This window comes from Helicobacter sp. T3_23-1056 (genome assembly GCF_053654535.1).
The window spans coordinates 70,782-94,264 of record NZ_JBSIUU010000008.1 but is presented as its reverse complement, the minus strand read 5'-3'; the positions used below and the strand labels follow the sequence as shown (position 1 = coordinate 94,264).

Genomic DNA, 23,483 nt, shown 5'->3' with positions numbered 1-23,483 from the left:
AAGTGAGATTTGCCCCAAAGCTAAATAAAAAGGCTAAAAAAGTTAGACAAAAGAGCCAAAAAGCCAAAATAGCCAAAAGCATTTTCACTACGACATAGATTCATCACTGCGCCATTTTCTTTTCTTAGCTTTTTTTAAGCTAGGCTAGCAAATATGGCGTTTGTGTTTTTGCATACCTGCCTTATCAAAATCTAATTCCACAAGGAGACACTATGAGACATTCTCATAATGCGCACGGGGCTAGTTGCGCTACTTCACTGCCCAATACTCTAAAAGTCGGTAGCACGCTACCCAAAATCGCCTGCTCTGTGGTCGTAGCCGCTGCATTGTTGCCAAATATGGCTTTAAGCGTAGATGTGAATCTAAGCGATGATGGCAAAAACCAAAACTACACTGCTCAAGATGCCGATGCGATAAAAAGTGGCGAGGGCGTAAATGTCAAAGTAGATTCTGGCGTAACCGTTAGCGAGATTTCAGGCGCAGACGCTAGCAATGTTACCAAAATCACAGGCACGCTAAGCAATGCTGGCACAATCACTGATATAAAAGCCAACACCGTTATCGGCACAGCTGGCGATACAAGCACAGGGATTGCAAACACTGGCACGATTACCAAAATCAGCGGAGGCACGATAAATGGTAGTATCACCAACAATAATGGTGGTTCTATCGCTGATATAAACGGGACTGCTACCATAAACGCAAATATCGACAACCAAAAAGGTGCTACTCTCAAAATCACTTCTGGCACGCTAAATGGCAATATCCAAAACTCTGGCACGATAGAAGCTATCGCTGGAGGCACGCTAGATGGCAATGTGTCAAATAGCGGGACTATCACTACGATTTCAGGTAGCGGGACATTTAAAAACACGCTACAAAACAACGCAGGTGGCACGATTGCTACCATTAGCGGTGGGACATTTTCAAACGGCGTGTCAAATGCTGGGAGCATTACCACCATTAGCGCAGATACAGGGAATCTTAGCAATTCTGGGAGTATCACCACGATTTCAGCAGATTTGACAAAAGATGTGGCAAATTCTGGCAAAATCACTACGATAAGCGGTGGCGTAGCTGGCGTGCTAAATAATTCTGGCGAGATAAACGCACTAGGCGGAGCAGGCAAAACCTACAAAGATGTGCAAAATCGCGGAACGATTGCTAGCATAGAAGATGGCACATTTACAAATGTAACCAACTCTAACACCATAACCGAAATCAAAAAAGGCACATTTACAAACCTTGATAATAGCGGAAATATCGGCACGATTACCGATGGGACAATATCCAAAGGTAGCAACACAGGCACGATAGGTGAGCTAAAAGGTGGCACACTAACGCTTGATAACAACGGCACAATCTCTAAAATAAGCGGAGGCACATTCACAGGGGCTAATAACCGCAATATCGGGGAAATCAGCACAAACGCAATTATCAAAGGCACAAATGCTGGAAATATCGATACAATAAGCGGTGGGACATTTACGGATAATGCGGCAACAGCTGGTGCGTATATAAATTCTGGTGCGATACAAAATCTAGGCGGTGGGACATTTAGCGAAGGGCTTAGCAACACAGGTAGCATTAGCCAAATCACTGATGGGACATTCACAAAAGCACTTGATAACAAAGGCTCTATCGGCACGATAAATGGTATCGCAGCAAATGGGACTATCAACAACGCAGGGACTATCTCAAATGTCGAGCTAAATGTGGCTAGCAAAGATACAATCGCCGCGCTAAATAACAACGCAGGTGGCAAAATCAGCAACATTAGCGCAGGGACAATCACCACGCTAACAAATGAAGCTAACGCAAGTATCGATAATCTTGGAAAAGCGACCATCACAAATGCGTTTGATAACAAAGGCGTAGTAAGCAATATCAATGGTGCGACTTTTAGCGCGAAGCTAACAAATAGCGGGCAAATCGGCACTATTGCTAGCGGAAGCTTTGCAGCTGAAGGGATAGCAAATAGCGCGGGTGCTAGTATCGCAAATATCACAGGGCTAGGAAATGCCGCACTAGCAAAGCTAGATAATAGCGGAAATATCGGCAATATCTCTGGCGGAGAAATCACCGCGCTAACAAATAATGCCTACGCAAATATCTCAAATATCTCAAATCTAGCAAATGTCGGCACGGTAACAAATAGCAAGGACGCTAGCATAGAATCTATAAGCGGAGGCAAAATCACTACCACGCTAGACAACAAAGGCATAATCGGCACGATACAAGGTGGCGAAATCGCTACGCTAAACAATAAAGGTGATGCTACAAATGCTGCTAGAATCATCTCTATCGCTGGAGGCAAAATCACTACATTTACAAATGGAGAAAACGCACAACAACCACAAGATGTAAAAATCGCTAAGGTTGATTCTATCTCTGGTGGGGAAATCACTACGCTAACAAATACTGCGCTCTCTAGCATTGATAGCATTTCTGGTGGTGTGTTTGGCACGGCTGGAAGCAATCCTAGCAATGCTGCACCTGTGGCTGAAAGCGGTGGGCTTACCAATAACGCTAGCATAGGCAAGATTTCAGGTGGTAGATTTTATAATGAGCTAAAAAATGAGGGTGAGGCAACTAAGCTAGCCAACATCGGCGAGATTTCAGGCGGGACATTTACCAAAATCACAAATGGTGTAGCAAATGATGCTAAATCGCAACATTCTACCATTGGCATAATCAGCGGTGGAAATATCGCAGAACTTATCAATGCTGGTAAAGATGCCAATACTGCCAAAATCAATGAAATCTCTGGCGGAAATATCGCCAAGCTAGACAACAAAGGAAGCATAGGCAAAATCACAGGTGGTAATATCGCTGAAGTGGTAAATGCAAGCAAAAATAGCATAACAGATATAAGCGGTGGGACTATCAATGTGCTAAATAACACAGGTGGGGCAATCACTACCATAGGTGCAAATGCAAAAATCAATGCTTTGGATAACGGCACGACTGGCACGATAACAAACCTAACGCTAAACAACGGCAATATCGGCTACAACGAAGCGACAAAAGCCCACCTAAACGGAACAATCACAAACCTAAATCTACAAGCGTGGAATCTAACTATCGATGGCACTGCGGCACAATGGGACGCTAGCAATGACAAAAATGCGCATATCTATGCTAATAAAGACATAGATGTGCAAACTGCTAGCGTGGCAAATGGAGCTATCACGGTGAATGTAGGCGATAATGTCAAATCAAACGAAGTGTATAGCTTTGGCAAGGTGTTTAAGGGAGTGGATTCTACGGGAGCATCTGCCGCATTTGAAAAACAAACAACCAAAGAAAGCCTACCAATCGCAGTATCAGCAAGCAGTATCAAAACCACGCAAGGGCTAAAGCTAAATGCTACGACAAATGGATTTGGGCTTAGCGGTGATGTGGTAAATAGCTATGGTGCGCAAGTGTTGCAAAATCTAGCCCTAAATTCTGTGCGCAAAACGCTTATCACGCAAGGTTTGCTAGACTCTCTAGTCAATCACAACTACTTCTCTGTCGTAAATGATGAGGAAGCAAAAGATGACAAAGCAAGCAAAAAATGGCGTGGATTTGTGCTACCTTATGCGACTTTGGGCAATGCTAATTTGAGTGCGGCAAATCAAAGCGAAGTCGCAGGCGGTGCTTTGCTAGGATTCCAATACGCCACAGGTGGCTCTCTAGCAAGCCTATATCTAGGCTATGAGTATGCTAAAGCAAACTTAGATTTTAACCAAGCTGGTGTGGCTAGCTCTAGCGCAGCTCTAAACACAAATGCGATAAATATCGGGCTAAATGTGCTTAGCAAATTTGGCAATGGAGAGACTTTCCAACCATTTGTCAAAGCAAATATCCGCGCAAATGTTGAGCTACCTGAGCTAACCATCTCTGCAACTAATGTCAATGCAAAAGCTAAACTACTTAGCTACACTATCGGTGCAGAGGCAAAGATAGGGGCTGCATTGCTATTTAAATCTAAAGAGAGCTATCTAGCACCTGAAGTGGGGCTAAGCTATGATGTCTTGCATTTAGATGGATTTGCGCTAAAAACGGCAAATACTGAAAAATATGTCGAGCATAATTGGCAACTGCCACAAGTGGGAGCTGGCGCGAAATGGTATCATAGCTGGCATAAAATCTTTAAAACTAGCTTAAATGCAGGCGTGAAATACAATATCTTGCATACGCCTTATGCGAGCTTCACACTTGGCGGGCTAGATGAAAATATCGCTAGAATCAACCTCCCCAAAATCTATGGAAATGTCGATGCAAACGCTATCTTTGCTATCAACAAAGACCACGAGCTAACTTTGGGATATAATGGTGTATTTTACAACAGCGGAAAGGCACATTCTGTGGCGTTGAAATACGGATTTAGATTCTAGGATTTGGCTTTTTTTGGGGGGATTTTTGGAGGGGATTGTTTTTTTTATCAAAATTTTGGGGGGATATTTTGTGAGAAATATTTGGGAGGGGGTTTTGGGGGATTTTAGAGGGTTTTTGTGGGGGAAGTGTTTTTCTTTTGTCGAAATTTGGGGGGTTTGTTAGGATTTGAAGTAGGATTTTGGAGGGGGTTTTTTAGATTTTGTAGTGAGAAAAATCTTTGGCAAAATATAGCCTTTTTAACATTTTTAATATTGCAAATGCAAAATCTACATTTTTTATTCTTTTTTTTGATTCTTTTTAATTCTTTGCAAAACAAAATCCACCAAAACCCAAAATCTACTTTTTATAAAAATCTACAAAACAAAATCCACAAAGACACAACTGCAACGAACGCTTAAGGAATGCTTCAAATCAAACGATATTATCATTTATCAAACATTCTTGCGCTAAAATCACAAAATCTAAAATCAATGCAAACAACATTTAAGGACATAAATGATTTCTCAAGCAAGCATACAAAATCTAAAAACCTACATAGATATTGTCGAAATCATTGGTAGCTATATCGAGCTAATGCCCGATGGCAGTGGGTTTAAGGCGTTGTGTCCGTTTCATAGCGAAAAAACCCCTAGCTTTAAAGTCTCGCCACAAAAGGGGCTGTATTTTTGCTATGGGGCGTGTGGCAAAGGTGGCGATGCGATAACTTTCGTAATGGAATATGAGAAGCTAAACTATAAAGAAGCGATAGAAAAAATCGCTGAAATGTGTGGATTTACCCTAGAATACGACAAAAAAAACGAGGTAAAAAAAACCGATGTGCTAGAAAAAATGGCGCAATTTTACTCCCAAAATCTAGCAAAATCAACATTTCACCTAGACTACTTACAAAAGCGCGGAATCAATGAAAATCTAATCAATACTTTTAAGCTAGGCTACTGCCCCACAAGCGCGCAAAATCTAGCCTACATAAACGCAAATGGACTAGATTTTAAAGAGTTGCTAGAATATGGCGTGCTAGGCAAGACGCAAGAATCAAATAGCTACAAAAATGCCCGCACAAATAGCCAAAGCGAGGCAAAAGCGGGATTTTCCACAAATGCTAGATTTGGGGTAAATGAGCGAATGTATGCGCGATTTAGCGAGAGAGTGATATTTCCTATACATTCTCCAAATGGCAAAATCATAGGATTTGGCGGACGCACGCTAAATGATGAAGCCGTAAAAGAGGGCAAAATGGGCAAATATATCAACTCCCCTCAAAGCGTGATTTTCAATAAATCAAAGATTTTATACGGCTATCATTTGGCACGAAGCGCGATATATAAACGCAAACAAGTCATAATCGTAGAGGGGTATTTAGACACGATAATGCTACACAAAGCAGGCTTTATAAACGCGGTAGCCACGCTTGGCACGGCTTTGACAAAAGAGCATATCCCACTGCTAGATAAAGGCGCGCCAGAGATTTTGCTAGGATTTGATGGCGATAGCGCGGGGATAAACGCGGCTTTTAAAGCCTCAAAACTGCTAGCCCCGCTTAGCAAAAAAGGCGGGGTAGTGATTTTCCCAAATGGCGCAGACCCCGCTGATATGGTAGCTCAAGGTAGGGAGGGCGAGCTAGAATCTATTTTTGCAAAATCTACGCCATTTATTGAGTTTTGTTTCTATCACATAGTTGGCAAATACGACATAGGCAAAAATCCTTTGCAAAAAGAGGACGCATTGAAAGAATCTAGCGAGTTTTTGCACTCTCTAAGCCCGCTTATGCAAGAAGAATATGTAGGATTTTTGGCGGATTTGTTGCATATCCCGCAACGACTTATCAATACCAAATACGACAAATCTAGCCTAATCAAACTTCAAGCCGACAAAAACGCGTCAAAAAATAATGCGGATTCTGCACCGCTAGAATCTAGTGGCGATAGGCTAGAGCGACTAATCCTGCGCTATATGCTAGAAAATGAGGCGTTGTTAAATCGGGCGTTAGATTTTATAGATTCTAGGATTTTTATGGATTATCGCGGGGCGTTTGAGGCACTTTGCAAAGAGGACAAAAAACACCCACAGCTTTTGGGAATCGCGCTTGACCCATTGCCTTTGCGAAGTGATGATGATGGCAAGGGGTTTGAAGAAGAGCTAAAATATTTTATCAAACGACATTTGGAGAGGGAGCTAAAACTTGCCACAGATATAGCCCTCATAATGCGTTTGCGAGCCAAGCTAGCAAGACTAAACAAAGGCGAATTGCAAACCATATAAAATCTTTTTTATGTTAGATTTTGCTTTTTTGCGTAAAATGTTTTTGTAAAAATGTTTTTGTAAAATGCTTGCGTGAAATGCGTGAAAAGATTTTGCGCAAAAAAGCGTAGGAAAATGTGGCAGATTTTGGCAAAATTTTGCAAAAAATCTATCTTGCGACATAAAATCTAGCAACGATAAAATCTTAAAATAAAGGACAAAAATGCGAGCATTAGCACTTTTTAGCGGGGGCTGTGATAGCCTAATCTCTATGAAACTTCTCACAATGCAGGGCATAGAAGTCATAGCCCTGCATTTTAACATAGGCTTTGGGAGCAACAAAGACAAAAGAGAATACCTCCGCAACGCAAGCGCGCAAGCAGGGGCTAGGCTAGAAGTGGTGGATATAAGAGAGCAGTTTTTTAATGAAATCCTTTTTGCCCCCAAATACGGCTATGGCAAGTATTTCAACCCCTGCATAGATTGCCACGCAAATATGTTTGCAAATGCGTTTTATTTGCTAGAAAAATTTGGGGCTAGCTTTGTGGTGAGTGGCGAGGTGCTAGGACAGCGTCCCAAATCCCAACGCAAAGAGGCATTAGACCAAGTGCGAAGTCTTGTGAGGGAAGTGGGCAAAAAAGCGATATTTGATAAGATTTTGGATAGAAGTGGGGGTGATAAAAATAAACCACAAAACCTAGATGAGCTACTTTTGCGACCGATGAGCGCAAAGTTACTACCACCTAGCTTCCCCGAAAAAGCAGGCTGGATAGATAGAGAAAAACTGCTAGATATAAGCGGCAGAGGGCGCACACGCCAACTAGAAATGGTGCAAAAATGGGGGTGGAAGTATTATGAAAATCCGGGCGGAGGCTGTCTGCTAACCGATGTAAGTGTCGCAAAAAAGCTAAAAGATTTAAGCAATCATCGAAAAATGGGACTCCAAGATAGCACCATAGTCAAAATCGGGCGATATATGGTGCTACCAAATGGTGCAAGGGCAATCATCGGGCGGAATGAAAGCGAAAACGCTAAGCTAGATATGCCAAATCCCGCTATGGAAAAAATCATCTTGCTAGAATCAATAGGACCGCTAGGGCTAGTCGAAAAAGACGCTAGCAAAGAGGATAAAATTTTGGCTGCACGCATAACGCTAGGCTATGCAAAATGCGCAAAATCCTATGAGAAAAGCATACAACCACAAGAAGTGGATTTAGAGCTAGCGCGAAAATCTCAAAAAAATATAGAATCTAGTTTGGAAAAAAGGGAATCTTATTTGAAGCGAGCAGAATCTTGCTTGGCGCAAACTAAAACTGATTTAGCGCAAGCTCAATTTAATTTAGCACAAACCCAAAATCCACAGCCCCAAAAAGTCCAAGTAGGAAAGCAAATCTATGAAATCCTGCCATACCCAAAAGAAAAAGCACATAAATTTTTGTTATTGCAATAGACATTTTTTAAATCGCGCGTTGTTTAGGTATTGATAGTGTTGCATCGTCATTGATAGCGTTATTTAGTCATTGATAGTGTTGTTTAGTCGTTGAGAGAATTGCATAGTCATTGATAGCATTGCATAGTCGTTGATAGAATAGCATTTTTGCATCAAGCGTGGCACAAAAATGCAACTACAAAGTAGCGATTTTAGCGCACAAACGCGAGTAGTCGCAGTTGCGCAAACAAAATCTATAATCAAAAACATAAAAATAAATTGCCTAGATTTTACAAATTTTTACAACTTTTATAATCCATCATTGCGAGCCGTGCTTGCACGGCGTGGCAATCCGACAAAGAATCCATCGTCATTGCGAGCGAACGCAGTGAGCGTGGCAATCCACACTACAATATAGGCAAAATAGATTGCCACGCGGATTTTGACAAATCCGCTCGCAATGACGGCAATGCAAATTCTCACAATGGCAGGATTTTCCACTCCATTGTGGATTCGTGCTCTTCTTGTCCCCCCTCCCTTGCGGAGGGGGCTAGGAGGTGGGTGTCTTGTCATACAACAAACATTCCGTCATTGCGAGCGAGCGAAACGAGCGTGGCAATCCACGACAAAAACATAGGTGGCAATCTACAATGCAGTAAAAACAAAATAGATTGCCACGCATTAGATTCTGCAAAAATGCAAAAATCTAATCGCTCGCAATGATAGCAATGCAAATTTACCCAATGATAAAAACACAACAGATTTCCATAAAACGCACTTGCAGATTTTCTAACAATACAAAAAATATTCCTACCACATTTTCCACATTCCTTTTCACTTTCCCACCAAAAATCCACCATATTTTCCACATAATGTTTCATCAAAAAACCCCTCATTTTTCGCCCATTTTTGTGCCGTTTTTTTTTTTTTTTTGGCTCAAGACAACTTAAATGCAGATTCAAGCAACCAAAACAATAATTTAGATTCGTTAGATTCAAACAATTCCACCCAAACAAACAACAAAACCAAAATCTATCCTACAAATCAAACCCTCCAAGTATTTCTAAACAATCATAAACTTACAATCTTAAATTACTCAATTTTAGATTCTAGCCTAAATATCAAACTAAAATGCAAAAGCAAAGAATCTAAAGCGATTCAACAAAATGAGCAAAACAATAAAGACAAAGCACAGATACAATCTAGCACGCCTAGCATTAGCACAGCATTTCTTTGTCCTATACTAGAATGTGATGAGCTAAAATGCACTCACGGAGGGCAAGTCAAACTCACTTCAAACATAGGCAAAAAGCCCTTGCTTAATGGATTGTTAAGTAATATTAGGTTAGAATCTAAATCTTTTTATGAAATTTTAAACTAGATTTTAAGGAAAAAAGCGTGAAAATGTGGTATTTATCATTTGGATTTATCGGAGTTTTTATTGCATACATAGCGTGTGGTTATTCAATTTATTATCCTACTTCATATCGTGCGTTTATCCCCAAAAAATACGACAAAGAATACAAAAAATATGAGCGACTTTGTAAAGAAAATCTAGGTAAGGTAGCGTATGCTAGAGCATTGACGCAAAAGGAAAAAATGGGAATAAAGGAGGTAATAAAAAATAATAAGCACAAATATTTAGTTCAAGCTCATTATGCAAAAATTAGTGAAAATATTTATGAAGTTAGGCGAACTGTATATGTTGATTATTTTTTGCGCAATGGCAAGAAAACAGCAAATTTGGACGATGCAATAAATGAAGAGTTGCTACGACTAAAAAACCCTAATTTTGTGGTTTATCAATCCATTGCGGCATATATTTATGATACAAATTGGCGGGAGATTATGCCATTAAGCAAAGGCAGTGAATTTTTGGCTAGATTTGAAAAAACAATGTCAAAAGAAAGCCAAGCGTATAGCCTTAATGATTTTATGGATAAGATTTTAAACCAAAAACACGCCATAGGCGATAAAAAAGATATTTTTATAAGTAATGATGATATTAGTTTGGGGCGTCCCGATTTTATTTATCCGCTCGAATCTTATTAAAAGGATTAGTATGAAACTATACTTAAAATACCATAGCATAGGTGTCTATTTTGAAGGGCAATTAAGCGGAAATGCCAAAATAGAATGCGCATTAGAAACTGACTTGCAAAAACATAGTTTTCCTACACAGATAGAACTTATAGAAAAAATTACACAGCAATATGAAAATAGCGATAAACATAAAAATCAATGGGTGGAAACAAACAATAATGAAATACTCGATAAGGAATTTAAGTTTTTTAGACAAACATATAGAGATTCAAATAGCACAGCATTGCTATGTCCTATACTAGAATGTGATGAGCTAAAATGCGCTCACGGAGGACAAGTCAAACTCACTTCAAACATAGGCAAGAGTTTTGCTTTAATGGTTTGTTAAGTAATATTAGGTTAGAATCTAAATCTTTTTATGAAATTAAAATCTAGTTTAAAGAGGTAGAGTAAATGCAAATCAAAAAATACCTAAAACCTAAAAAGATTATTTTAACCTTGCTTATTGCGTGGATAATCTATCTCATAGGAATCCCACTATATTATACGCCTTATGCGTTACAACCTAGCCATTGGGAGTTTAAGAGATTGTGTAAAATAAATAATTTGCCAAATGGGGAGGAAAAATATAACAAAATATTAAATTTGTATGGCATTGATTTAGATACATTAGATTATGATAAATTTCAAGAAACCACAACATTAAACTGGTATCAGCAAAAGGGAGCAACTAAAAAAATAAAATATGGTGAAAATAGATACATATATCCGTCATTAGCGATTTTGTATGATGATCATATTAGCACTCGAATAGATACGATAACAGAGATAGAATTTAATAGTGATAAGCCACAAGGCAAACAACACATTACTAGAATATCTATGAAACCACAATGGCAGACTTGGAGCGTTAATGACATAGAATTTAATGAGGGAAGTGGAGATTTTAGAATGCCGACAACCAAATTAGATTGTGATTATTTTTTAAAGGATAGGTAATGTCAAATATGCAGATTATAAATAACCTAAAAGATTGCGCAGAACTTGCTTGGGCAAGTTATGGATATTTTCATCTGGTCGGTAATAAGTTGGACGAAAATGTTGCACAAAGTGTTAAAGAGGCAAAAGAGGCAAAGGATAAATTATGTTTAAATTTTTCGTATGTTTTATAGTTGTAATATTGCTAATGGCTGGTTATTTTTCTGGCATAATACCATATTACATACTTTTCCCATTACAGCCTAGCTATTGGGAGATTAAGAAATTATGTAAGCTGAATGAATTACCAAATAATGAGGAAAAATATAATAAAATGTTGGCGTATTATGGGCTGAGTTTAAATACAATTAACTATGATTTATTAAACAAAAATCTGTTTAAATTACAAAAAATAGCTGAATATAGAACAGACCTTGATTGGATTGTTATAAACTATCGCACAAAAGCGTTTGTCATATTTTATACAAAAGATTCAATAATCAATAGAAATAATATCAGCAACGCAGAGATTGTCCCAGACTATAAAACATTTGCCTACTATTTGGATAGAGAAAGTTATGCTTCGTATAACTTGGAATGGCGTGAGCGTTCGTTGTATTGCAAGGAAGTATTGAATAAATGAGTGCAATAATGACAAATAAAGAACGAATTGAAAGATTAAGAGACAATGCAGAACTTGCTTGGGCTAGTTATGGGTATTTTCATTTGAAGGGTAAAAAATTTGAAGAAAAAGCTGTGAAAAAATTTAATAGAAAAGACACTCCAATAATAACTCTAACTGATATATTGAATATGGATTATAATGGATACAAAACAGACGATAGCACTTTCTTTAATACGCACGAACTTGAAGGTGATTTCACCCCTACTCAAGCTAAACGATTTTTTGAACGCTATGATTTACTCAAGCACTGCCCAAATACAGATTCAGGATTCTCTGCTACATTATTTCAAAACAAATCTACCAAAGAGTTTATATTTGCAATAAGAGGGACAGAGGGTTTTTGGAGTAAAGACTTATGGATAAGCGATAGGCAATTATTAGGCAAAAATACACCAAATCAATATAAAGATATGCTTAAATTTTACCAAGATTGCGTTGATTCGTATCCACAAATAAAAGAAAAGCAATCTTTAACCATCACAGGGCACTCACTCGGTGGTGCATTAGCGCAATTATTAGTCTTAAGTCTTTGCAATGCCAATGATAGAGGCAACATAAAAGCTCTTTATACTTACAATGCACCGGGCGCAAGGGATTTAAAGCCACCTTATATGCTCATTGTCAATATTGATAAATATCCTAATGGATTAAAGCGATATTTTTACTTAGAAATGCAAAAATCTTTATTTGACAACATAAAAAATACTCAATATAAACATTTAATCAATTCCAAGCAATTTCAACAAAAATTAGAGAATGCTTTTTATGAATGTTTTAACAATAGAGAAAAATACCTAGATAAATATTATGGCGTTGCTTTGGTTGTGGACATAATGACAAGTAATATTGATGGATTTATTCCATATTTCATTAGAATAAAAGAGTTGTCATATAATAAGTCTGCTTCCCCATATTACCAACAATTATTGGATAATTACATAGGACACAGAAACCATGATTACAAACTATCCATTCAAGATTCTATATATCACTGCGAATCTAGCAATAATCCATATAAAAATGAATGGTATCTAGGCTCTCCTATATCAAAGTTAGGCATTAAGCTAGGATTAAATAAGGACAATCAATACGCCGACAATAAAATATTGCATACTATAATGACAGATAATGGAATGACAGGTGGACATTCCATTATCCCCCTTACCCAAACCCTCTACTTTTATTCTTATCTTTTAGAATCTAATGCAAACGAAATAAAAGATAAAAATTTAACACAAACCATAGAATATTTAAATAAATTTAACCAAGATATTAAAACGCATACAGAAACTTTTATCCTTGATAGAATCAATACAACCAATCAAAAAAAATATCAAAGAACAATCTATCATATAGTAACGCCGATATTTATTCCACATTTTTTAATATCCAATATAGTTAATTTATTTAACAAAAAACAAATAGACTATCTCTCTTTTTTCTTTTCTATTATCAATGCAAAAATACATAAAATCGAAGTATTAAAACAGGGTAAAAGTAACTATATCGAATCTGCTATCACAAAAGATAAGATTGTTGATTTGATTATCTCTTTGTCTAAAGATAAATATTACATAAAGATTCTACCCCAAGCATTTTTTGAAAAAACAAGAAAACAATGTGATTATATCAATGACAAAAATAATATAGCATATAAGATTTGCATAGAGCAGTATCAAAACTTTATCCTTATAGATAAGGATAATAATCCGCTAGAAACACAAGAGAATATAAGTGGTATTTACGGCTACAATTCAAACACATATTTAAGCCTTAATCAAATATGGGAAGAGCAATGCTTAGGTGGCAAATGCAAAATCATACAAGGATTATACTTTGGTGGTAAAAATAAAGTATTTATCGCTTCTTAGGAATTATAGTGGAAAATTTTATCATTTCAATTAGTGTAAGCAAAAATAGTGTTTATCTATTTTGTGATAATAACGCAATCATAGATTGTCATACAATCCGTAGTCAAATCTATGAATCTATCAAAAACAATACAATAAATGATGAATCTAATAATGTTACGAACATTACAAAAGAGGATTTGCAAAACTATAATATTTATGTATTTTTAGATTCTACTTTACTCACAGGTGGCACAGAATCCACTATGTCATATAATGAATGTTTCTTTGGAGATTTAGATTCTAATGAGAATCCAAACTTTAATGATTCAAATGCAAATCACAATGCATTGGTGTGGAATCCCTGTTTTTAAGATAGATATAGATGACATTGAAATTTATCATTATAAAGAATCTGAACTTGGCTATGTTCTTTTTAAACAGGGTAAAATTTATCTATACAAATGACTAAGTTTGAAAGCGCAAAAAGGTATATGTAAACATAAAATAAAATAGCAGATTCTTAAAAAGGTTTATAATGAAAGATTTTAGTAAATGTAGCAAAAATGGCATTGTTTTTATGAGAATTAAAGGATTTAGCAGTGCTGTAGGACATACTACTTTATGGGATGGGCAAAAGTTTGTTGATGTGGTATATGGTGCAGATGATTATTTGGCTAGCAATAACAAAAAAGTTATCGTTAAAGAAATTTGCTTTTGGCAATTATCATAGGAAAATTATAATGAAAAGGCATACCAAGATTTTGCATATCGCAATGGTTGCTTGCATAAGCTATACTATGTGTTTTGCAGAGGCGAGCATTTGCGATAGATTCAAAAAGCAATATTACGATGGGCACTGCAACAAAATATACTGCGCCACACCAGATTTAAAATCTTATGGGCTTGCTTATTGCTTTTCGCCTTCATTGCTCGATAGACTGCAAAATCCTCAATACCACGATTTGTCGCTAAAAAGTGTATGCAGGATTTTGGATTTTAATGACGAAGGTTTTGTGGAATTAAAAAAGTATGTCGATGAGCAAGAAGCGCACATTCCACAATACCCAGAAAAACGGCGAGAATTGGCATTGATAGGAGGCTTCACCAAAAGATGTCTAAAAATGTATGAGTCCCCCGAATATCAAGCCGAAGTGGAGCGAATAATCAAAAAATACTGCAAAGAGTGTGAGTAAGGAATCTACAATGCCACCACTAAATCCCTTGCTAGAATCTGACTCTATAGAATGTGCTCATAAAGGCAAAGTAGTGCTTCAATCAACCACAAAAGACACAATGTGTGTGCAAGATTCTAATGGTAATGACGCAGGAATGATAAGCCTAAGCGATTTAGCAAATGCTACCATTGTGGGCTGCACCAATAATATTGCAGGTGTGCCTAGCCATTGCACGAAATTAGTAAATATCCCAAATTCGATTTGCTCCATATTGCTAGAAATTGACAATCAAAAAATAGTCCTAGCCCAAGCCATCTCTCAAGTCATCACAGACAAAGGCTCACCACTAATCCTGCAAGGCGAACCAAAAGCAAAAGATATATTTGAGCTAGATGAGGATATAGCAGATTTTGATAATGACACACAAAGCAATGATAACAACGCACAACCCATTAGGCTTGCTAGTCTGGCAAGTGATGTGGATATGACGCTATCTTATGTGGTGCAAAATCAAAAAATAATCTTGCCAAACACCCACAAATAACGCTTGCAATGCTAAGAGAAGTGTTTGATAGGGTAAAAGATAGTGAGCAAAACAAAATCCAAATTTTACAAGAGATTGCCGATGAACTTAATAGAATCAAAGATGATAAGCCAATGTATGTGCATTATTATCTGGATTCACGAGCGAGATTGGAGCATGTCTTTGCGCAATGCTGCGTGGAGGTGGGAGGAAGAGGGTTTAGTTTGGAGGAAAAATTTAATTACACAACAGCAAACAGGTTGCGAGAAGTTTTTGACAAATTTAAAAATGATACTGCAAAGGCAGATGAGTTGATAACATTAAAATCTGGTAGGGCAAAAGCTATTGCAAACTATGTGTATAGCGATAAAAATGGCAATAAAGGCGATGATGATGGCTGGGATTTTAGAGGTAGAGGAATCAAACAACTGACGGGCAAGAATAATTATGCGGAGTTTCAGTCTTTCTACAATGCTAATAATCCAAACAATAAAAAAGATTTTTTAAACAACGAAGAACACAGAAAAGAACTAATAACTAATGGTAGAGTAGCTCTACTTAGTGCAGTATGGTTTTGGAACGATAAGAAATATCCAAATAAAGGAAAAATAGTAGCTTGGCGAGAAAAATACCTTTATGAAATAGCAGATGATAAAACAAATGGCAATAAGACAACACAAGCAATAGATAATACAAACAAACAAAGCATAAACTTAACGCAATCTCAACGAGCCATCAGTATTCTCGTTAATGGTGGAACAAATGGATTAACCGATAGGAGAGATGCTTACAATAGGATAAATAATAATGATATTTTCAAAGATTTCAACTAATTGAAAAGGAAGTAAATATGGCAAAAATATTGCTTTTATGCGTGATGATAGGGGCTATATATGGAGAATCTATTTTTCAACGAGTAGCGGAGTTTGATTCATCTGCTGGGCAAAGTTTTGATTGCCAAAAAGCCAAATTTCACACCATAGAAGCGTATTTATGTAACAAACAATATATCACACAAAATGAGCATAATCAATATCAAGATAGCTTTTTTACAAGTTATTATAATCTCATAATGCGCTACATTGCCAAAGACAAAAAGCCAAGTGTAAAAAATATCGCCAAAAAAGCAATGAAAAAGCGCGATGATTTATTGCCACAAATCGCCCAAACTGCCAAAGATGATGCGCAACGCTATGCAAATCGCTTTGACCCTAATAGTGAGCCTTACCCAAGCACACCAGATAACGCACAAAATGCTAATCAAGTGCAAATAGAAATAGCATATTTTGAGGGAGCGCGTAATCTAACAAAATTTTTGTTAGAAAATGACACAGAACTTTTTGCAAAAATCTTTCCAAAAAATACAGGAAAATATAAAGCAATGCTTACCAAAATATTGCCAAATAATGTGAATAGTTATATGGATAGTTATGATGAGATATGGGGCGATTTGTTACAATCGCTTTATGATGATGACTTGATAGACAAAAACGGCGCGATTGTGGGTGATTCGCATAACGATTCACGCGAATCTAGTGAAAATTTAAATAAAGGGAGCAAAAAAAAATGCAAATATTTTTAAAGATTTTAGTTAGTTTATTTGTGATGGCAAGTATCGCGCTCACAAACCTTAATGCCCTCAATTATGATGAGATGATAGCACAAAGATTTATCGCACCTAGCTTTGATTGCGATAAAGCGCAATATGACGATGAGGGCGCAATTTGTGGCGATTTTAGCTACATAGATTCTAATGTTTCTCTTGCCTTGCAAGATAATTTTTACTCAAGCTATTATAGACTTGTGATGAAAAATATCGATTCTAAAGATAAACCCAAAATCAAGCAAGTCTCGCTTGATATGATAAAAAATAGACGAAAATGTATCGATGAGAGTATGGAGCGTATCGCAAAAGCACATACAGAAATGGAGGAAGAGGGAATGAGGGGAAATCCTATCCATTTTGAAATGGCACAAGAAGATTGCATAACAGATGAATATATAAACACCTTTAGGCAAATCACGCAATTTATCTACAATATTCCCGCACATAAGCCTATATTTGAGAAAATCTTTTATCCAAATCCAAAGGAATATTATGAATCTATTATGACAAAAAGAAAAGAAGATGATTACAACGCATTAAGCTATATTATTAAAAAAGCTACAAGTGATAATCTTATTGACAAAAATGGCGCACTTGTGGGCGATTCACGCGAATCTAGTGGCAATTTAAAAAAGGGAGTGAAACAATGAAAAAATTAAGTTTGGTAATTTTGGTAGCGTTTGTGTCGATTGCGTTTGCAGGGAATGCAAAAGATGATTGGCAATGGGATTACGCGGATTGTGAGTTTGAAAAGCTCGATAAGAGCAAGATTGAATTGCGGCGGGTAACTGAAAAATTGAGCAATGGAGAGACTTATAGTTATGAAGTCGTGGTAAATCCTAAATACGATTTAGACGCTTGTGGAGGACCTATATTTACCATAATAAAAGCCAAAAGTATGCAAGAAGCACACGACAAACTAAAAAAGGCAAAAGGGACTTTATATTGGGAGCGATGGGGAAGCGGAGAATCGATGGATTTGGGGCTATATGAATATAAACTTGAATTTTTAGGGACATTGCCAAAGCAAAATTATCGATACAAGGGCAAATGCAGAAGTGAAAAATCTAAATACTATAAGTGCGAGAGCGAGGAATGGTATGCGCAATATGAGTGGAGCAAGGACAAAAAACAGCTCACAATTACATACGCACAAGATTGTGGCTATGATAGCTATATATTGTTTGATTTAGGCAATGGCACATTTAAGATTGTAGAAATAGTAGAGCGGTGCTAGGGGAAATGAGAAAATGAAAAAATTAAGTTTGCTTTTTGTGCTTTATATGCTAACGCTCACAAATGCAAGTGCGCTTGATATAGAAAAACTTAAAAAAGAAACTTTAAAGAAAGCCACAGCCAAAGAATATGTAGAAATTGTAGATTCCCACAATACAAATGTTTATGAAAAAACTTTTCACAATAAACAATATATTTTTATTCGCACAGAGGTTGAAGGGCATAGCGAAGGACACTTACACTACCAAGAAAACCATTGCGTAGCTATCGCAGATACAGATAAGTTGCTAAATATATTTTGTGCGGATGGGACACACTCTATAGAATCACGCATAGATTTTAAGGGCGATTATTTTACCATTGTCTTTGGTATAAATGATTTTAGAAATGAAGCAGTGTGGAAATCCTATTATACATTTAAATTTATCAACGATGGATTTTATCTCTATCAACGCAGTGTAGAAGATTTCAAACTCAATGGTAAAGACGCCCAATCTAGTGAATATGTTTTTGATAAAATGAATATCTACTACCGCCAACCACGCGATGACGCTAAAATGGCGAATCTAATCCCGCTAGAATCTATAACTGATGAGTTAATAATAGAATTGAACGATAAATGCTATAAAAATGGGAAATGTAAATAATATTAAGGCAATTCACAAATGAGCAGTATAGATTTTGCCAAAAGCCGAAGCTGGATTAGTGATAAGAGGAAGTCTTAAAAAAGGATTAGAACAATATAAAGGATAAAAATGAAAAGGTGTATTTTAACTCTATGTATTGCATTTAGCGTGGTGTTATTGAGCGCAGATGAAATTTCGCAAAATATCCAAAGCAGACTTAAAGCGAATTATATGTCTTTCATCGCAGATGCTAAGAATGATAAATGTAGTATTATCATTGATGAGAATACAGTTTATCAAAGGGATTGTGAGTTTGAATATGTCCCAAAACTCGCATTTTATGCAACATTTAATGATGGTTCAATTTAACTTAAGCAGATTTTCTCTTATAATTTTTAACAAAATTTTATACAAATCTTGTCCTTGATTTTTGGTTATGGCTATCTAAATTCTGTCTCTTTTAGATGAAGCATAAAATTCTCTTTTTTGATTTCTTTGAATTTAGTAAGTCTATATTTAACATAACCCCAGAAGTTTTCGATTCCATTGATATGATTCTTGCCTAACGCAAATTCATTTTTGCTATGTTTGACACGATAATGTGCCTTTGCACCGAAATCCACTAATCCATCATACGCACCCCAACAATCGCTATAAATTATAGATTCTGCTAAATCGCTACAATCACGCAATATCGGCAATAATTCACTTGCAGAGCAACCTTTGACTACTTGTGTATAAACGCAACCATTTCGTTTTAACATTCCTTCTGCTTGCAGTTGCAAGTATTAGCGAAGCAAAAATACAGGCGTTTTCTTATCTGCTCCACGCCCTCTTTTTCCTCTCACTCTTTTAGCACCGAAATAGCTCTCATCAATTTCTATTTCACCTTGCATTTTAGATATTGTTTCGCATTCTTTTGCGATTAAAACTCTAATATTTTTGCAAATTTTATTGATACTTTGGCGAGAAATGTTGCTTAATTTTGCGATTTTTACAGCCTCAATATCAAGGCAGAAATATTTAAGAATCTCTCTCTTGTTTTTGCCTCACTAATTCTTGAACTAATAATATACTTTTTTTTCATCGTGCGCATCATAACTTAAAGCTCCTTTGTTTGAGCTTAAGTTGTCTTGAGCCAATCTCATTATGTTGCAAATTTGCGTTATTTGTAGATTTTGTATTTGTTGTAAGATTTTTATTGCTTTTTGTCATACTAATATTTTTTGCAAAAAGAGTTAGTATGGCAATAATGGAAAATCTAAATCCAACAATAGCAAAACATTATTGTGAAAATCTGCGATTTTGTCAAAAAAGGCTAAAATCGTGGCGCAAGCCCACAGCTACGAAGTAGTGATTTAGTGCACAAGCGCAAATGGGGCGCGGTTGCGAAAAGCAAAATCCACATAAACCCCCTACTTTAGCACGAGGTGGATTTTTTTTTCTTTTCTTTTTTCCCCTTGTTGTTCCCCCTCCCTTTGCGGAGGGGGATTAAGGGGGTGGGTATTTTTATTTAGAAAAAGACATTTTGTCATTGTGAGTTTCTGCGCGTAGCGTAGAATCGTGGCAATCTATGGTTTTTTTGAGATACTTCGATTCGCTTAAGTATGACAAAATTCTTTTATAGATTGCCACGAATCTGCTTCACTATGCTTGCAGATTCTCGCAATGACGGTGGTAGTGTAATTATAGATTGCCACGCCTTGCATTTGATAAAATGCAAGGCTTGCAATGACAAAAAAACCCACCCCCTAGCCCCTCCGCAAGGGAGGGGGCTTATTTTAGATTGCCACGCGGATTTTTGCAAAATCCGCTCGCAGTAGCTGCAATTTTTGGATATTTGGTTTTTTCTCGCAAATTCTAATCTCGCAAAACCAAATCTTGCAAAACCCAAAATTACAAAAACTAAGTATGACAAGTCGTTGAAATTAAAAATTCTTGCTAGATTCTCATTATTTGTGCCTTTTTGATAAAAGTTGATAATTAAACTCAAAATAATGATTTTTATATTACAATAATGGCGTAAAAAATCCACAAAAGTGTTTTTACAAAGTAGTGTTTTTGAAAGTTTTCTAAAGTTTTCAAACACAAAAAAACGATTTTGCACTAAAACGATTTTGCGTGTTTTTGAGAGCTTTGTAAGTGGATTTCATAAAAAAACAAAACGGCAAAAATCACAAAATCTGCGCAAAAACTACAAAACCAAAATTTAGCAAAATCTAAGGAAGTAGCCTATGACAAAAAAAACTAGCCACAGCACAAAATCCCCCAAAAACAAACCACAACTTACCATAGCCCTCGTAGGACAGCCAAATGTCGGCAAAAGCTCGCTTATCAATGCTATAAGTGGCGCAAATCTAAAAGTCGGCAATTTTAGTGGCGTAACGGTAGAAAAAAATGAAGTGCGATTTGGCTACAAAGGCGTGGATATAAATATCATAGATTTGCCCGGGACTTATAGTCTAAATGACTATTCGCCAGAGGAAAAAATCACCAAAGATTTTTTAGAATCTAGAAATTATGACATCGTGCTAAATGTGCTAGATTCTACCAACTTAGCGCGAAATCTAGCCCTAAGTGCGCAAATAATGGGGCTAGGGGTAAAATGCGTGCTAGGGCTAAATATGATAGATGAGGCAAAAAGTGATGGCATAGATATAAATACCGCGCTTTTAAGCGAAATCTTAGGCGTCCCATCTATCGCCATATCCGCGCAAAAAAAGCAAAATCTAGACACGCTTTTTGACACCATAATCGATACGCACAATAAGCCATTTTGCGAGTCTAAGCGCATTTATGGGGATTTGCTAGAATCTAGCATTGGCGAGATTGATGAGTTTTTGTTGCAAAAAAGTTTTTATGAGCTAAATTCTTATCCAAGCCAAAAAGAAGCCCTCTCAAGCAGAATCATTGCGATTTTATTGCTTCGGCTTGACAAAAGGCTATATGCGTATTTGCACGATAAGCCTTGCTACACGCAGGTTATGGATTTTGTAAATGAAATCAGTGCTAGGCTAGTAAAGCAAAGTGGGGAGGAAAATATCCAAAGTATTTTTAATCAAGATTGCATTAGCTTCGCACAAGGCGCAGCCCAAGAAGTCATACGCTACCACGAAGTAGAAAATCAAATAGAAGTAGAAAATCAAATAAATGATGAAGTAGCAAACCCAAACAATGCCAATCCAAAATCTAGCAACGATTTTTCTGCGAATGTTGCAAACTCAATGCCGCAAAATCCACAGCCTAAAAATCCGCAATCTAAAAATACGCAACTCCAAAATCTAAAACCCCCAAAATCCCCCAAAAAACTAAAAAATTTTAATCAAAATTTTAGCTTGCAAAATTCCCTAGAGCGCACCAAACGCATAGATTCTATCTTGCTTCATCGAGTTTTTGGATTGCCTATTTTCTTTTTGCTTATGTTTTTGCTTTTTGAGATGACTTTTTATGTGGGGGGATTTGCCAAAGACTACATAGAAGATGGGTTTGCTAGTTTTGGGGATTTTTTGCGACAAACGCTTAGCGAGTATCCGCAGATGACCTCACTCATTTGCGATGGTATCATCGGCGGGGTTGGCACGGTGCTAGCGTTTTTGCCTCTTATTGCGGTGCTTTATTTTGGGATTGCATTGCTTGAGGGGAGCGGATATATGGCAAGGGTTGCGTTTTTGTTTGATGGATTTTTGCACAAATTTGGCTTGCACGGCAAAAGTTTTATCCCTATGATTGCGGGGTTTGGCTGCTCTGTGCCTGCGTATATGGCGACTCGCACACTAAAAAACCAAAACGAGCGACTTATCACGCTTTTTGTGATTGGCTTTATGAGCTGTTCGGCTAGGCTTCCTATTTATGTGCTTTTTGTGGGGGCTTTTTTCCCTGACAAATACGCTGGATTCGTGCTTTTTGGGATTTATGTGCTTGGTGGCGTGGTGGCGTTGTGTATGGCAAAAGTGCTAAAATTATCGCTGTTTCGTGGCATAGATGAGCCATTTGTGATGGAAATGCCAAAGTATAGAATCCCAAATCTTCGCACCGTGTGGTTTAGCATCTGGGGAAAGGTTGTTATGTTTCTAAAAAAAGCGGGCGGATTTATACTTATTGCCTCTGTGGCGATTTGGTTTGCTTCGCAATACCCCAAAAACCCACAAATAGAAGAAATCTATGAAACCAAAAAACAAGAAGTGCTAGAATCTAAATCTTTGAATGATGAGCAAAAAGATGAGGAAATCGCGCATTTAGAAAATGAGAAAAAAGAAAAATTGCTTAGGGCTACTTATTCGGGCAGGGCAGGAGAGATAATCGAGCCTATTTTTGCGCCTATGGGGTTTGATTGGAGGCTTTCGATTTCGATTGTTACGGGGTTTGCAGCAAAGGAAGTGGTGGTTTCTACGCTTGGCGTGCTTTATGCGCTTGGCGATGAGGTGGAGGAGGATTCTAGCTCATTGCAAGAAATGCTAAAAGATAGCATTTCGTTTCCTAGTGCGGTTGCTTTTGTGGTGTTTGTGATGTTTTATATTCCGTGTTTTGCGGCGACTATTAGCTTTGGTAGGGAGGCTGGAGGGATAAAGTTTGTAGGGTATTTGTTTGTTTTTACCACGATTGTGGCGTATATTTTTTCGCTTGTGGCGTATTGGGTGGCGTATCTTGGATATAGCTTTTTTATGGGGTAAATTTTAAGAGAATTTTTGTAAAATTTGTAGATTTTACA

Annotated in this window: 25 protein-coding genes and 2 pseudogenes; 22 read left to right on the top strand and 5 right to left on the bottom strand. The window is 37.1% G+C overall.

The genetic code is table 11. The features are described 5' to 3' along the window. Nucleotides 1-212: 212 nt before the first annotated feature. The 3 genes and pseudogenes from ACWIUO_RS05855 to ACWIUO_RS05845 all read left to right on the top strand — a co-directional run. Nucleotides 213-4,382: a beta strand repeat-containing protein gene (locus ACWIUO_RS05855; RefSeq protein ID WP_454176976.1), complete on the top strand. Its 4,170-nt coding sequence runs from the start codon at nt 213-215 to the stop codon at nt 4,380-4,382. Between the two features lie 496 nt (nt 4,383-4,878). Continuing rightward, nucleotides 4,879-6,642 carry a DNA primase gene (dnaG, locus tag ACWIUO_RS05850; RefSeq protein ID WP_454176975.1) on the top strand — a complete coding sequence of 588 codons (1,764 nt, stop codon included), beginning with the start codon at nt 4,879-4,881 and terminating at the stop codon, nt 6,640-6,642. A 202-nt stretch (nt 6,643-6,844) separates the two neighbouring features. Further along, a pseudogene (locus ACWIUO_RS05845) lies at nt 6,845-7,843 on the top strand (argininosuccinate synthase domain-containing protein); the annotation flags it as partial. 291 nt (nt 7,844-8,134) lie between these two features. On the opposite strand, the gene ACWIUO_RS05840 reads toward ACWIUO_RS05845, so the two are convergent. Beyond that, nucleotides 8,135-8,320, bottom strand: a complete 186-nt coding sequence (locus ACWIUO_RS05840) for a hypothetical protein (protein WP_454176974.1) — start codon at nt 8,318-8,320, stop codon at nt 8,135-8,137. A 39-nt stretch (nt 8,321-8,359) separates the two neighbouring features. After that, entirely contained in the window at nt 8,360-8,623 is a 264-nt protein-coding gene (locus tag ACWIUO_RS05835; protein ID WP_454176973.1) for a hypothetical protein, read from the bottom strand. On the opposite strand from ACWIUO_RS05835, the gene ACWIUO_RS05830 reads away from it, so the two are divergent. From ACWIUO_RS05830 to ACWIUO_RS05745, 18 genes are all read left to right on the top strand, one after another. Continuing rightward, entirely contained in the window at nt 8,612-8,773 is a 162-nt protein-coding gene (locus ACWIUO_RS05830) for a hypothetical protein (RefSeq protein ID WP_454176972.1), read from the top strand. The two genes, ACWIUO_RS05835 and ACWIUO_RS05830, sit on opposite strands and share 12 nt — an antisense overlap. 208 nt (nt 8,774-8,981) lie before the next feature. Beyond that, nucleotides 8,982-9,431 carry a hypothetical protein gene (locus ACWIUO_RS05825; protein ID WP_454176971.1) on the top strand — a complete coding sequence of 150 codons (450 nt, stop codon included), beginning with the start codon at nt 8,982-8,984 and terminating at the stop codon, nt 9,429-9,431. A gap of 23 nt (nt 9,432-9,454) precedes the next feature. Then, nucleotides 9,455-10,102: a hypothetical protein gene (locus ACWIUO_RS05820; protein ID WP_454176970.1), complete on the top strand. Its 648-nt coding sequence runs from the start codon at nt 9,455-9,457 to the stop codon at nt 10,100-10,102. 10 nt (nt 10,103-10,112) lie between these two features. Continuing rightward, nucleotides 10,113-10,481, top strand: coding sequence for a hypothetical protein (locus ACWIUO_RS05815; protein WP_454176969.1), 369 nt, complete (start codon nt 10,113-10,115; stop codon nt 10,479-10,481). Between the two features lie 65 nt (nt 10,482-10,546). After that, nucleotides 10,547-11,092, top strand: a complete 546-nt coding sequence (locus tag ACWIUO_RS05810; protein ID WP_454176968.1) for a hypothetical protein — start codon at nt 10,547-10,549, stop codon at nt 11,090-11,092. Then, on the top strand, nt 11,092-11,265 hold the full coding sequence (locus tag ACWIUO_RS05805) for a hypothetical protein (protein ID WP_454176967.1): 174 nt from the start codon (nt 11,092-11,094) through the stop codon (nt 11,263-11,265). The genes ACWIUO_RS05810 and ACWIUO_RS05805 overlap by 1 nt, the downstream gene beginning before the upstream one ends. Beyond that, on the top strand, nt 11,238-11,714 hold the full coding sequence (locus tag ACWIUO_RS05800; protein WP_454176966.1) for a hypothetical protein: 477 nt from the start codon (nt 11,238-11,240) through the stop codon (nt 11,712-11,714). The genes ACWIUO_RS05805 and ACWIUO_RS05800 overlap by 28 nt, the downstream gene beginning before the upstream one ends. After that, complete coding sequence (locus tag ACWIUO_RS05795) at nt 11,711-13,627, top strand: lipase family protein (protein WP_454176965.1); 1,917 nt, start codon at nt 11,711-11,713, stop codon at nt 13,625-13,627. The genes ACWIUO_RS05800 and ACWIUO_RS05795 overlap by 4 nt, the downstream gene beginning before the upstream one ends. An 8-nt stretch (nt 13,628-13,635) precedes the next feature. Next, nucleotides 13,636-13,980 (top strand): hypothetical protein, encoded by a 345-nt coding sequence (locus ACWIUO_RS05790; RefSeq protein WP_454176964.1) that lies wholly within the window; start codon nt 13,636-13,638, stop codon nt 13,978-13,980. Between the two features lie 164 nt (nt 13,981-14,144). Beyond that, nucleotides 14,145-14,339, top strand: coding sequence for a T6SS effector amidase Tae4 family protein (locus ACWIUO_RS05785; RefSeq protein ID WP_454176963.1), 195 nt, complete (start codon nt 14,145-14,147; stop codon nt 14,337-14,339). A gap of 10 nt (nt 14,340-14,349) precedes the next feature. Then, nucleotides 14,350-14,802: a hypothetical protein gene (locus ACWIUO_RS05780; protein ID WP_454176962.1), complete on the top strand. Its 453-nt coding sequence runs from the start codon at nt 14,350-14,352 to the stop codon at nt 14,800-14,802. A 10-nt stretch (nt 14,803-14,812) separates the two neighbouring features. Beyond that, a complete protein-coding gene (locus tag ACWIUO_RS05775; RefSeq protein WP_454176961.1) occupies nt 14,813-15,328 on the top strand; it encodes a hypothetical protein in 516 nt (171 codons plus the stop codon). Between the two features lie 8 nt (nt 15,329-15,336). Next, on the top strand, nt 15,337-16,140 hold the full coding sequence (locus ACWIUO_RS05770) for a hypothetical protein (protein WP_454176960.1): 804 nt from the start codon (nt 15,337-15,339) through the stop codon (nt 16,138-16,140). Nucleotides 16,141-16,157: 17 nt separating this feature from the next. Continuing rightward, nucleotides 16,158-16,889 carry a hypothetical protein gene (locus tag ACWIUO_RS05765; RefSeq protein ID WP_454176959.1) on the top strand — a complete coding sequence of 244 codons (732 nt, stop codon included), beginning with the start codon at nt 16,158-16,160 and terminating at the stop codon, nt 16,887-16,889. Further along, on the top strand, nt 16,874-17,563 hold the full coding sequence (locus ACWIUO_RS05760) for a hypothetical protein (RefSeq protein ID WP_454176958.1): 690 nt from the start codon (nt 16,874-16,876) through the stop codon (nt 17,561-17,563). The genes ACWIUO_RS05765 and ACWIUO_RS05760 overlap by 16 nt, the downstream gene beginning before the upstream one ends. Beyond that, entirely contained in the window at nt 17,560-18,150 is a 591-nt protein-coding gene (locus ACWIUO_RS05755) for a hypothetical protein (RefSeq protein ID WP_454176957.1), read from the top strand. The genes ACWIUO_RS05760 and ACWIUO_RS05755 overlap by 4 nt, the downstream gene beginning before the upstream one ends. Before the next feature lie 13 nt (nt 18,151-18,163). Further along, nucleotides 18,164-18,796, top strand: coding sequence for a hypothetical protein (locus ACWIUO_RS05750; RefSeq protein WP_454176956.1), 633 nt, complete (start codon nt 18,164-18,166; stop codon nt 18,794-18,796). A 108-nt stretch (nt 18,797-18,904) separates the two neighbouring features. Then, nucleotides 18,905-19,144, top strand: a complete 240-nt coding sequence (locus tag ACWIUO_RS05745) for a hypothetical protein (RefSeq protein WP_454176955.1) — start codon at nt 18,905-18,907, stop codon at nt 19,142-19,144. Here the strand turns inward: ACWIUO_RS05745 and ACWIUO_RS05740 are convergent. The 3 genes and pseudogenes from ACWIUO_RS05740 to ACWIUO_RS05730 form a co-directional block, all read right to left on the bottom strand. Beyond that, a pseudogene (locus ACWIUO_RS05740) lies at nt 19,136-19,874 on the bottom strand (IS1595 family transposase). The gene ACWIUO_RS05745 and the pseudogene ACWIUO_RS05740 sit on opposite strands and share 9 nt — an antisense overlap. A 410-nt stretch (nt 19,875-20,284) precedes the next feature. Beyond that, nucleotides 20,285-20,410, bottom strand: a complete 126-nt coding sequence (locus ACWIUO_RS05735) for a hypothetical protein (protein ID WP_454176954.1) — start codon at nt 20,408-20,410, stop codon at nt 20,285-20,287. After that, on the bottom strand, nt 20,397-20,810 hold the full coding sequence (locus ACWIUO_RS05730) for a hypothetical protein (protein ID WP_454176953.1): 414 nt from the start codon (nt 20,808-20,810) through the stop codon (nt 20,397-20,399). The genes ACWIUO_RS05735 and ACWIUO_RS05730 overlap by 14 nt, the downstream gene beginning before the upstream one ends. Nucleotides 20,811-21,009: 199 nt before the next feature. Between ACWIUO_RS05730 and feoB the strand changes: the two genes are divergently transcribed. Beyond that, complete coding sequence (gene feoB / locus ACWIUO_RS05725) at nt 21,010-23,445, top strand: ferrous iron transport protein B (RefSeq protein ID WP_454176952.1); 2,436 nt, start codon at nt 21,010-21,012, stop codon at nt 23,443-23,445. The last annotated feature ends 38 nt before the right edge of the window (nt 23,446-23,483 follow it).